An 11,380-nucleotide genomic window follows, 5' to 3' on the forward strand; every position below is an offset into this window, starting at 1 on the left:
GTCATGCTCATTTGTAACGACAATCTCAATCCAAAAACCCTTTTAGAAGAAATCATGGCTCTAAGGCCATGGCGTAAAGGCCCTTTTGAAATTTCTCAAATCAAGATTGATAGCGAATGGGATAGTTCTATTAAATGGGATCTAGTCAAAAACGCCACTCCTTTAAAAGATAAGGTTGTGGCTGATGTGGGTTGCAATAACGGCTATTACTTGTTTAAGATGCTAGAACATAAGCCTAAAAGTTTGGTGGGGTTTGATCCGGGCGTTTTAGTCAAAAAACAATTTGAATTTTTAGCCCCCTTTTTTGATAAAGAAAAAAAAATCATTTATGAGTCTTTGGGGGTAGAGGATTTGCATGAAAAATACCCTAACGCTTTTGATGTCATTTTTTGCTTAGGAGTGCTATACCACAGAAAAAGCCCGCTAGAAGCTTTAAAAGCTTTGTATCATGCTTTAAAGATAAAAGGGGAGTTGGTGTTGGATACCTTAATCATTGATTCGCCCCTAGACATCGCCCTTTGCCCTAAAAAGACTTATGCTAAAATGAAAAATGTTTATTTTATCCCCAGTGTTAGTGTGCTAAAAGGGTGGTGCGAAAGGGTAGGGTTTGAGAATTTTGAGATTCTTAGCGTTTTAAAGACCACGCCTAAAGAACAGCGTAAAACGGATTTTATTTTGGGGCAAAGTTTGGAAGATTTTTTGGATAAAACGGATCCCTCTAAAACTTTAGAAGGGTATGACGCTCCTTTAAGGGGGTATTTTAAGATGCTTAAATCAAGCAAGCTTTAATAAAGGATTAAGATAGTGCAAGAATCAGTCGTTCGTGTGGATTATGACTCTTTAGAGACTTGTAAGAATTTCAAACCAAGCGTTGGCACTGAATTAATCGTTTTAGAAAAAGATATAGCCCATGCGCGTTTCAAGGGCAATGAAAGCATGGTGTATGAAGAAAATTTTGTGCATGCCGGGTTTGTGCTTATTGCGTGCAATTATGCGGCCTTGTGCGCGTTGAATAAAAGGCACAGCGTGGTGGTTTCTAATAACATCAATTTTTACGCCCCCCTAGAATTGAATCAAGAAGCGCTCATTAAAGCACAAGTCATTCAAGATGGCGTGAAAAAAGCTGAAATAAAAATAGAGGCGTTTGTGTTAGACATTCAGGTTTTAGAGGGAATGATAGAAATCGTGGTGTTTGATAAAAAGCCTTTTAAATTCAATTTTAAAGAAGAGTAGTTAAATGGTTATTGTTTTGGTCGTGGATAGCTTTAAAGACACCAGTAATGGCACTTCTATGACGGCGTTTCGTTTTTTTGAAGCGTTGAAAAAAAGAGGGCATGTTATGAGGGTGGTTGCCCCTTATGTGGATAATTTAGGGAGTGAAGAAGAGGGGTATTACAACCTTAAAGAGCGCTACATCCCCCTAGTTACAGAAATTTCACACAAACAACACATTCTTTTTGCTAAACCCGATGAAAAAATCTTAAGAAAGGCTTTTAAGGGAGCGGATATGATCCACACTTATTTGCCTTTTTTGCTAGAAAAAACAGCTGTAAAAATCGCGCGAGAAATGCGAGTGCCTTACATTGGCTCTTTCCATTTACAGCCAGAGCATATTTCTTATAACATGAAATTGGGGCAATTTTCTTGGTTTAACATGATGCTTTTTTCGTGGTTTAAATCTTCGCATTACCGCTATATCCACCATATCCATTGCCCGTCAAAATTCATTGTAGAAGAATTAGAAAAATACAACTATGGAGGGAAAAAATACGCTATTTCTAACGGCTTTGATCCCATGTTTAGATTTGAACACCCGCAAAAAAGCCTTTTTGACACCACGCCCTTTAAAATCGCTATGGTAGGGCGCTATTCTAATGAAAAAAATCAAAGCGTTCTCATTAAGGCGATTGCTTTAAGCCGATACAAACAAGACATTGTATTATTACTCAAAGGCAAAGGGCCTGATGAGAAAAAAATCAAACTTCTAGCCCAAAAACTAGGCGTAAAAACGGAGTTTGGGTTTGTCAATTCCAATGAATTGTTAGAGATTTTAAAAACCTGCACCCTTTATGTGCATACGGCCAATGTGGAAAGCGAAGCGATTGCGTGTTTAGAGGCTATTAGCGTGGGGATTGTGCCTGTTATCGCTAATAGCCCTTTAAGCGCGACCAGGCAATTCGTGCTAGATGAACGATCGTTATTTGAGCCCAATAACGCTAAAGATTTGAGCGCTAAAATAGACTGGTGGTTAGAAAACAAGCTTGAAAGAGAAAGAATGCAAAACGAATACGCTAAAAGCGCTTTAAATTACACTTTAGAAAATTCAGTCATTCAAATTGAAAAGGTTTATGAAGAAGCGATCAAAGATTTTAAAAACAACCCCCATCTCTTTAAAACCTTATCGTAACAAAAGGATAAAAAATGCAAGAAGTCCATGATTATGGGATTAATTTTTGGAGCAATAACGAATTTAAGATAGAAAAAGGCTTGGTTAAAGTTTGTCATGGCAAAAACCCCTCGCTTTTAGAAATCGTTCAAAGCGTGCGCGATAAGGGCTATAGAGGGCCTTTGTTGGTGCGATTCCCCCATTTGGTGCAAAAACAAATCAAAAGCCTGTTTGATGCGTTTTCTTCAGCGATTAAAGAGTATCAATACAGCGGGGCTTTTAAGGCGGTTTTCCCTTTAAAGGTCAATCAAATGCCCTCGTTTGTTTTCCCTTTAGTGCAGGGGGCTAAGGGCTTGAATTACGGCTTAGAGGCCGGGAGCAAGTCTGAACTTATCATTGCGATGAGTTACACGAACCCTAAAGCCCCTATCACCGTGAATGGCTTTAAAGACAAAGAAATGATTGAGCTTGGCTTTATCGCTAAAAGCATGCAGCATGAGATCACTTTAACGATTGAGGGTTTGAATGAGTTAAAAACCATTATCGCCGTGGCTAAACAAAACGATTTTGTAGCATGCCCTAAAATTGGCATTCGCATCCGTTTGCACAGCGCTGGCACTGGCGTTTGGGCAAAGAGTGGGGGGATTAATTCTAAATTTGGCCTTAGCAGCACGGAAGTTTTAGAAGCGATGCGCCTTTTAGAAGAAAACGACTTACTAGAGCATTTCCACATGATACATTTCCACATAGGCTCTCAAATCAGCGATATTTCGCCCTTAAAAAAGGCCTTAAGAGAAGCGGGTAACTTGTATGCAGAATTGCGTAAAATGGGCGCTAAAAATCTTAATAGCGTGAATATTGGAGGGGGGTTAGCCGTAGAATACACCCAGCACAAGCACCACCAAGACAAGAACTACACTTTAGAGGAATTCAGCGCTGATGTGGTGTTTTTATTGAGGGAAATTGTGAAAAATAAGCAGGAAATAGAGCCGGATATTTTCATTGAATCAGGCCGTTACATTTCCGCTAACCATGCCGTTTTAGTGGCCCCGGTGTTAGAATTGTTTTCGCATGAGTACAATGAAAAATCCCTAAAAATCAAAGAAAATAATAACCCCCCCTTGATTGATGAAATGCTAGACTTGCTCGCTAATATCAATGAAAAAAACGCCATTGAATACTTGCATGATAGTTTTGATCACACCGAGTCGCTGTTCACGCTTTTTGATTTGGGCTATATTGATTTGATTGACAGGAGCAACACTGAAGTTTTAGCCCATTTGATCGTTAAAAAAGCGGTGCAATTGCTTTATGTTAAGGATCATAACGATATTTTACGCATTCAAGAGCAGGTCCAAGAGCGCTATTTATTGAATTGCTCGTTTTTCCAAAGCTTGCCGGATTATTGGGGTTTGAGACAGAATTTCCCGGTCATGCCCTTGAATAAATTAGATGAAAAGCCCACCAGGAGCGCGAGCTTGTGGGATATTACTTGCGATAGCGATGGGGAAATCGCTTTTGATTCCACGAAGCCCTTGTTTTTGCATGATATAGACATAGATGAAGAAGAATACTTTTTAGCGTTTTTTTTAGTGGGAGCGTATCAAGAAGTTTTAGGCATGAAACACAATTTATTCACGCACCCTACGGAATTTAGTGTGGTTTTTGATGAAAAAGGCGATTATGAAGTGGAAGATATTTGTGAAGCCCAAACGATTTTAGACGTGCTAGACGATTTGGACTATGACACTAAAGAAATTGAGCGCCTTTTAAAACAAAAAATTGAAGACAACAACCAACTGGACATGGAAGAAAAGAAAGAAATCATGGGGCGCTTGTATGTCATGCTGAGCGAAAACGGGTATCTGCGCACGATTTCTTAAAAGAACGCTATAAATGGATTTAAACGGCTTTAATCGCTATAAATCAATAGAAGAATAAAAAAAAGAAAAGAGATTAAAAAGGAGACCCCACAAAGGGGTGGGGGGGGTTATTCTTTTAACTCCGCCTCCTCTTTATCTAAATTAGCGAGATGCTCATCAACCTCTTTAGCAGTTGCTAGTCCAATATTATTAAAAATGTCTTTTAGCAAATTTTCGGTAAGACCCGCACAGCTTAAGCCATATTTATTGATACCGCCATCGCAAATCAATTGAGCCACAAACAACGCCTCATTTTTGTTTTTAGGTAAAAACTTCGCCCAAAAACCATCAGGGGAAAAGTCGTTAAAATCGTTTTGAAACTCCTCTCTACCCTCCGCATACTCTTTAATCACGCCACAGAATAAAGTCGTTCCAACTCTATCCAAGTTGTCTAGTGTCGTAAGTTCGCATTTTTCCACATCTCGGTTATCAATCATAGCACGCCACTCCGCATCGCTATGTCGGTTTAGTCCTTTCGCATAATGGAGAGCGGTAAGAATGATAGCGACCGCTTGATTACCGCTGCCCTCAAAAAACATAGGAGATAATAACGCCCCAAGCCTACTTTTTCTCTCGCTTAAAGTATAGTCCTCCGCAATAATCTCAAAGCTAGTCTTATCATCAGTAGTCTTAAATCCAAAAGCGAGTTTAAACCTATCCTCTTTTTCTTTAGGAGTGGTAGTCCTTTCCTTGACACTAGGACCGCTCGTAACGATTTTAATCCCTTTCAACAAATCATCTCCGCTTTTCTCGGCGTGATTATTCGCAACTTCATTCAAAGGGACTTCCTTAAACCATTTTAAGAATTTTTCGCTATTGAAAGAGTAAGTGGCTTCGTTGCCTTTTTGGCTCCTTAAGGTTACACGATTGAACCCAATACTAATGACTTTAGCCTCCACCACTTTGTTATTGATTGTGGCTTTGACTGACGCCCCTACTTTTAATTTATTTTCATTTTGAAAACCCATAAAATACTCCTTGATAAAATTTGTTTTAAAATCCGCTATAATCGGTCGTTCAATGTTTTTTAATGTTTTTATCTTTTCAGCATGGCTTGTTCCTCCTTGTTGGGGTTTGAATTTTATTTAAAATTTCCATGTCTATTGCCCTTAAGATCGTTTTGAAGGCGGTAAGCACCATTAAAAATACAGCCAGTCAATATTTCTTCAATTTGCGATAATTCCGTATTTTTTTAGCACTTCTCTAGGCGTTTCAATGATTAGTTTAGTTTGCGATAATCGCACACACTTTAACGCTCGCTCTCTAGATTCAAAACTCCCCAATTTCCCAATATGGTTGAGGAACTGCTCGCTCATAGGCCTATCCATGTCAATCACAAGATCAAAGGTAACATAAAGCGACTGAACGCTCAAAGAATCCCCAACAATAAAGGTAAAATCAAGCGTGTCATCAAGCGTGTTGTGTTGGATATTGTCTATTAACGCATAGTTAAGCTCTAATTTTTCTACTTGCTTTATCGCTATTACAATGTCTTTAGAAAGAGAAGCGCTAATTTTTTCTAATTGTTTTAACAAATCTTTAGGCGGGATAGAACCACGCTCTATATCAGCGTCTATCACGCTTAAAATCGTTCTTTTATCCACTACCTTATTACGCTTTAAATCGTTAGCGATTTTGTTGATTTGAAGGTTTTGTTTATAGCTTTGTTTTGACGCTCTATTTTTTTCTCGCCATTCAATGACTTCCCTCTCTTCTTGTTCTATGTCTGCAACATCAAAGATTTTAGGAAAGCCATAACGATTTTTTTTCGCTCTGATAAAACTTTTAATACTATCTTCAAGATGCTCGCGAAAATCATCAAAACCATCGCTAGATTGCGGCATATAAAGCGCTTCTATTTGAGTTTTAGCTATTTCATTAAACTCCATGCCGTTATGTTTATCAGGGTGTTTTGAAAAGAATGTGCTTAGCTTGTTTTTAAGATCGTTGAGAGATTGTTCTAATTGATTGGGTGTTGAGAATTTGATGTCTGAAAAGCTATCTTGTGTCTTGTTAAAGTCCTTACCCGGTGAAGCGTTGATTAATTCTATAGGGCATTTGCTTTCACAATAACAGATCGCTTGTTGGTTGAATATTTGTGCTAACACCAATAAATAGTCCCTTAAATTAAAGATGATAGTAGGCTCATTAGCGAACACCAAAAAGCTCGTTTCTTCATTGGGTAAAAAAGGATCTTGAGGACTGTCTTTTAAAGAGTTAAGCGTTTGAACAAACCCTATAAAATCACGCTTACTCTCTAAATACGATTGCAGCTTTTTCGCTCTTTCTGTATTTTGCTTGGGGGTGTATCGGTATTTAGCGACAAACTCCTTACTAGATATAAAGTCTTTCACGCTCGCCTTAGCGTTATTCTTTAAAAATCTGTCCATAAAATGCTTCCCCAATAAAAAACACAACCTCCTATAAAGGTAATTATTGCCTTTAAAGAAGTCCTTAATCAAAATGGGTTTATCCCAATCCACTTTAACGGATTTGTCCTGCCAGTAGATTAAGCGCGTTTTTAACTGAGCCAGTTTGTCAACGCTAGATTGAATGCAACCGCTTTTAGCCGCCCCTATCAGTAATTTTTGCTCATTATCATTGAAATCTCTGTAAAAAGCGTCTTTAAAGGGTTTAAAGGCTGAGATGATCCCAAAGGGTAGTGCGCTTTTGATTTTCTCACACACCTTTTTAAGATCGCCGCTTCCAATCGCTTCGTTCTTAATAGCAGAAGCTTTCGTGTTAGAAACTTCAATGGCGCTGTTTTTAGTTTTAGAGGCTTTTTCGCTACCAATGATCTCCTTAACGAATTGCCTCGCTTTATTTTGAGCCACTTTACTAGCCACAAAATCCTTTTCAAAATCTTGTAACAAATAGTAGTATCTGGTTGGATTCCCACTCTCATCATTCAATAACAATAAAAAATCATAATCCAATAACATGTCAAGTCCTTTTTTTAAAATTCATCCTTAGCGTTATTTGACCTTATAAGGCTTGTAAGCTTTTGATTACTTTTTTAAAATCCTCTTTTGCAAAGCTCAACCCAAAAGCTTCCTCATGCCCGCCAGCTTGTATTAAAGGAATGGTTTTAATTTGGCTTAAAAAATTCCCATCACCCCTAGCGCTACCGCTATACCCGTCTTTATTGTCTCTATAGATACAAAGGGAATGATTGGAAGGGTATTTTTTTAAAAAGTTATTAGCCACTAAACCGCTAACACCTACTTTAATAGAACAGCTTTCATCTAAAAGAGCCACTAATATTTTGTTACAAGAAAAAATTTGAGCGTTTTCTTCGCTTTCTTTCACCATTTTCTTTTTAATGTCGTTGTATCTTTTGAATTCCTTAACATTAAAGGTGCTTAAGCGCGGATCGCTTATGGGATTGAAATGTTTTAAAACCAGATAATGCAAATAGCTATCATAACAACCCTTAAACTCTCTAGCCCCACTCAAACGGCTTAAAGCGTTGATATAATTGATGCAATTAAAGCCGTATAAGTTAGAAATTTCATCTAAATCGTCTTGGGCTAAAGAAAGATCTTTATCTTTGAAAAAACATTGAATGCGCTCATGTTTAACTGGCACTAAATTCAAAACCATATCCAAATTATCCCCATGATCCAAATCAATGCGATCGCTTAAAAGCGTGATAGCGATCAATTCTTCTTCTAAAGGAGTGGTTTGTATTTGAAAGATTTGATTAAACACTAAAGCGCTTGTGAAAGCCCCGCTATAATAGTTAGCGTCTTTTTCATCATTCAGGTTAATGTAGGCGATTTTGTTTTCATCAATCCAATCAACTTCAAAACTCTTATGGTGGTCTGTGATGATGCATTGTTCAAAATGTTCTAATAAGATTTTTTGTAATTCTATGTTAGAAACTAAATCCGCTCCCAAATCAGCGCTAAACAAGAAGGGGTCTTTTTGAAATTGGTTTTTAATGCAATCTAGGCGGACTAATTGGTTGGTTTTAGGGTTAAAGATGCAAGGTTGAGACAATAAATCATTTATGGCTAAATCGGTGAAACCATAGCCATGTGCATTCCTTAAGGGGCTAAAGAAAAAGAAATCTTTAATACCCAGTCTGTAACACATAGACATTAAAACGCTGCCAGCTAACATACCATCACAATCATTATCTGTATAGAAAACAATGGGGCGATGGCGCTTGACTTCTTCTAAGAAGTCTTTAAAAATCCTTTTCTTTGACATCTTTAATAGCTCTTTTTTAGGCATTGGTCACCTCTTTGTTGTTTTTATGCTTGATGGTTTTTAATCATTCTAGATCAAAATCATCTTCATATTTCTCTTCTTGCCCTTCTATGTGTAAAATAGGCGTGATAATTTCATACAAAAAGTCGTGTCGCTTTTGGAGAGACTTCTCGTCCCACTTCCTATAGTCGCTATACAATTCTTTAGTGATGTCATAACAGCTAATCACTTTGCTTGGGTCTTTGCCACCATAAATTTTTCTTTTTTCATCAAAATCCCCATTTAAGGCTTTTGCGTTCTTTTTACGCTTTAAAAGGGTTAAATTCGCGATATTATTCACCCATTCTTCTCTTTTTTCTTTGTCAAAATCCGCGTTCCATTGACTGCCTCTTTTGGGCGTTTGGGGTAAAATATGCTCCACTTGGGTTTCGGCATCCATAGCGATAAAATGGGGCTTCTCTTCATCTGTCATAAAATAATTAGCGAGGGCTAAGACAGGACGTAACCATTTGCTAGGATAAACAGAATAACTATCCCATAAGTTATAGTGGTATTGGTTAAAGGTGTTATAAGATTCTATGTTATCCAGTATAAGCTCTTGAATGGTTTCAATGTCTTTATTGCTTTTAACATTTTTGATAATGTTGATGCTCGTTTGCTTGATGCGCGTGATCGTGCCTCCTGCAATCCAAGTTTGATAATAATAAGACACCAAAAGCTTTTTCAAAGCGTCAAAATCAGGGTATTTGACATAAAGGGCTGTCGTTAAAATACTGGCCCAAAATCTGGAGGGAAGGTATCTCAATAAATAAATGTATCGGTCTGGTTTTTTTAACAAATCGGTATAAGATTTCATAAAAGCGCTCACATCATAAATGAACTCGCAAGCGTCTTTTTTGCTGTCTTTGAACACCTTTTTTAATCCCTTATCGGCTCTCTTTTTAGAAGCGCTAGGATCAGCGTATTCTAAATACATGTTAAAAAAGTCTTCCAAATCAATATCTATGCCTTCAACGCTCTTGCAAGCTTCAACCAATTTGTCCCAAGTGGTTATAAAATCCTTACGCTTTTCACTATCTTGTTTGATTTCTTGCATCAAACTGGATTTTAAAATATCAATAGGGCTTAAGGGTTGGCCTCTGTCGTTTAACACTTGAAAGATTTGCATCGCGCTGTCTTGATCAAAACAAACGATCCTAGTCACAACAATGTGTTCATAAAACCACTTGACAAAATCATCCATATCGCTTATTGAACCATTTTCCATGCTCTCATTCAATAGCTCCTTGAAATAATAAGCGTTACGCAAATAAGTGTTTTCTTCAAATTTCTTATTCCACTCGCTCTTTTTAATGTTGTCTTCAAACTCTAAATGGTTTAACACCGTGTTTTCAAAAATGCTATTGTAATTTTGAGCGGTTAAAAACTTCAGACGCTCTTTTTCTTCATCGTGTCTGTCATAAATACTCTCTTTAATAAAATCTTCAGATTTTTTCCCAAGACTATATTTATAAAGCCTTAAAATCGTGCAAGCCAAGATAATAAAACTTGTTAGCCTCTGTTGGCCATCCACAACATCCCATCTTTTATCTTTTTGGTTTTCAGCGATCACAATAGAGCCGCAAAAATACTCATCTTCTCTGTTGTTTGTATAGCTGCCCACTAGATCATCAATCAAAGCCCCTAAATGATCTTTATCCCACACATAAGGGCGTTGGTAATCGGGAACCTGATAAAAATATTCAGCATCCACTAAAATTTGATAGAGTTTTTTTAACTCCACTTCTACTTTTGCCATCATCTTCTCCTTATATTTAAATTTAACTCTGTAAGCCCCACTGATTGAAAAATGGGGCTTATGGAATCAAATGGTTTAAAAATGCGGTGCGGGTTAATGAAAAGGTTAATAATAGAGGGAATAATAAAAAGTAAAAGATTTTTAAGCGGATTTTTGTAAAAGTGGTAAAAGTATGGTAGCTTTGCTTGATTGCTTGATTGCTTGATTGCTTGATTGCTTGATTGCTTGATTGATTGATTGATTGATTGATTGAATGATTGAATGATAGATTGATTGAATGATAGAATGATTGAATGATTGATTGATTGAATGATTGAATGATTGAATGCCATTTCTACCCCTTTTTTGAAAAAAAAATGACTTGCGGTATTGTATCTAGTGGTATTTAATCAATGGTTAATGATGCGTTTTATTTTAATGATGCACTTTATTTGATGAAATGTTTAATTTAATGATGTGTTTTATCTTAAAGCTTTATTCTCTACCCCCTTTTCCAATCGCTCCCCCATCATTTCCAATTAACTTTCATTCATTTCTTTCAAACTCTAAATTTTCTTTCAAACTCTAAAATTTCTTTCAAATCCCAAAAACTTTAAGCAAACTTTAAGCATTGCATGTCTATAATTACATTTCGTTTTTAAAGACAAGCTTTAAAAAGTTCTTTAATTTGAAACCACTCAAGCGAGTTCTACAAGCTAAAAAGCTTTAAATAAAAGCCCACTAGTTGGTAAAACTTGATTAAAAAAGATTAGGGATCAAGCATTTTTAGTCTTCTTTAAAGGGTTTAACATTCAAGAGCGATTATAGCAAGTTTTTGAAGAAAAACGAAGTTATTTGATTTAACATTGTTAATAGCCTATGTAAAAGTAAAGTAAAACTACAACAACTCTGTCTTATATTCATTAAGGCAGTGGTAGCGCTGAAGAATATTCGTGCAATTGTCGTTATTCATTATAAAAGGGCGGGTTTTAAAGGATATTTTAAAATTTAAAACAAGCTTTTAAGAGCAGATGGCGGATGCCTTGCCAAAGAGAGGCGATGAAGGACGTACTAGACTGC

Annotated in this window: 8 protein-coding genes and 1 pseudogene; 4 read left to right on the forward strand and 5 right to left on the reverse strand. The window is 36.9% G+C overall.

All coding sequences use genetic code 11. The annotated features are described in order from the left end of the window. Positions 1 to 3: 3 nt before the first annotated feature. From cmoB to speA, 4 genes are read left to right on the forward strand one after another with little or no spacing between them, the layout of a single operon-like run. Positions 4 to 789, forward strand: coding sequence for a tRNA 5-methoxyuridine(34)/uridine 5-oxyacetic acid(34) synthase CmoB (gene cmoB, locus EAL49_RS05350; RefSeq protein ID WP_120829408.1), 786 nt, complete (start codon positions 4 to 6; stop codon positions 787 to 789). A 15-nt stretch (positions 790 to 804) separates the two neighbouring features. Continuing rightward, on the forward strand, positions 805 to 1,233 hold the full coding sequence (locus EAL49_RS05355; RefSeq protein ID WP_001158310.1) for a hotdog domain-containing protein: 429 nt from the start codon (positions 805 to 807) through the stop codon (positions 1,231 to 1,233). 4 nt (positions 1,234 to 1,237) lie between these two features. Continuing rightward, a complete protein-coding gene (locus tag EAL49_RS05360) occupies positions 1,238 to 2,407 on the forward strand; it encodes a glycosyltransferase family 4 protein (protein WP_120829409.1) in 1,170 nt (389 codons plus the stop codon). 14 nt (positions 2,408 to 2,421) lie between these two features. Next, the gene (speA, locus tag EAL49_RS05365) at positions 2,422 to 4,269 is read left to right on the forward strand and encodes an arginine decarboxylase (protein WP_001158600.1); all 1,848 of its coding nucleotides are present in this window, start codon (positions 2,422 to 2,424) and stop codon (positions 4,267 to 4,269) included. A 107-nt stretch (positions 4,270 to 4,376) separates the two neighbouring features. On the opposite strand, the gene EAL49_RS05370 is transcribed toward speA, so the two are convergent. The 5 genes and pseudogenes from EAL49_RS05370 to EAL49_RS05390 form a co-directional block, all read right to left on the reverse strand. Then, the gene (locus EAL49_RS05370) at positions 4,377 to 5,276 is read right to left on the reverse strand and encodes a hypothetical protein (protein WP_120829410.1); all 900 of its coding nucleotides are present in this window, start codon (positions 5,274 to 5,276) and stop codon (positions 4,377 to 4,379) included. A 113-nt stretch (positions 5,277 to 5,389) separates the two neighbouring features. Then, positions 5,390 to 7,250 (reverse strand): annotated as a pseudogene (locus tag EAL49_RS05375) (hypothetical protein). 43 nt (positions 7,251 to 7,293) lie between these two features. Next, entirely contained in the window at positions 7,294 to 8,547 is a 1,254-nt protein-coding gene (locus tag EAL49_RS05380) for a single-stranded-DNA-specific exonuclease RecJ (protein WP_120829411.1), read from the reverse strand. Between the two features lie 40 nt (positions 8,548 to 8,587). Further along, positions 8,588 to 10,321, reverse strand: coding sequence for a DUF262 domain-containing protein (locus EAL49_RS05385; protein WP_162973111.1), 1,734 nt, complete (start codon positions 10,319 to 10,321; stop codon positions 8,588 to 8,590). Then, positions 10,321 to 10,653, reverse strand: a complete 333-nt coding sequence (locus EAL49_RS05390; protein WP_423750151.1) for a hypothetical protein — start codon at positions 10,651 to 10,653, stop codon at positions 10,321 to 10,323. Before EAL49_RS05390 ends, EAL49_RS05385 begins: the two co-directional genes overlap by 1 nt. Positions 10,654 to 11,380 lie beyond the last annotated feature (727 nt).

It is taken from the genome of Helicobacter pylori, assembly GCF_003637665.1.
In the GTDB taxonomy this organism is placed as follows: Bacteria; Campylobacterota; Campylobacteria; order Campylobacterales; family Helicobacteraceae; genus Helicobacter; species Helicobacter pylori_CK.

Coding starts and splice junctions, on each gene's coding strand:
- EAL49_RS05390 (WP_423750151.1), bottom strand. CDS start 10,653: ATGGCATTCAATCATTCAATCATTCAATCAATCAATCATTCAATCATT.
- EAL49_RS05360 (WP_120829409.1), top strand. CDS start 1,238: ATGGTTATTGTTTTGGTCGTGGATAGCTTTAAAGACACCAGTAATGGC.
- EAL49_RS05380 (WP_120829411.1), bottom strand. CDS start 8,547: ATGCCTAAAAAAGAGCTATTAAAGATGTCAAAGAAAAGGATTTTTAAA.
- cmoB (WP_120829408.1), top strand. CDS start 4: ATGCTCATTTGTAACGACAATCTCAATCCAAAAACCCTTTTAGAAGAA.
- EAL49_RS05385 (WP_162973111.1), bottom strand. CDS start 10,321: ATGGCAAAAGTAGAAGTGGAGTTAAAAAAACTCTATCAAATTTTAGTG.
- EAL49_RS05370 (WP_120829410.1), bottom strand. CDS start 5,276: ATGGGTTTTCAAAATGAAAATAAATTAAAAGTAGGGGCGTCAGTCAAA.
- speA (WP_001158600.1), top strand. CDS start 2,422: ATGCAAGAAGTCCATGATTATGGGATTAATTTTTGGAGCAATAACGAA.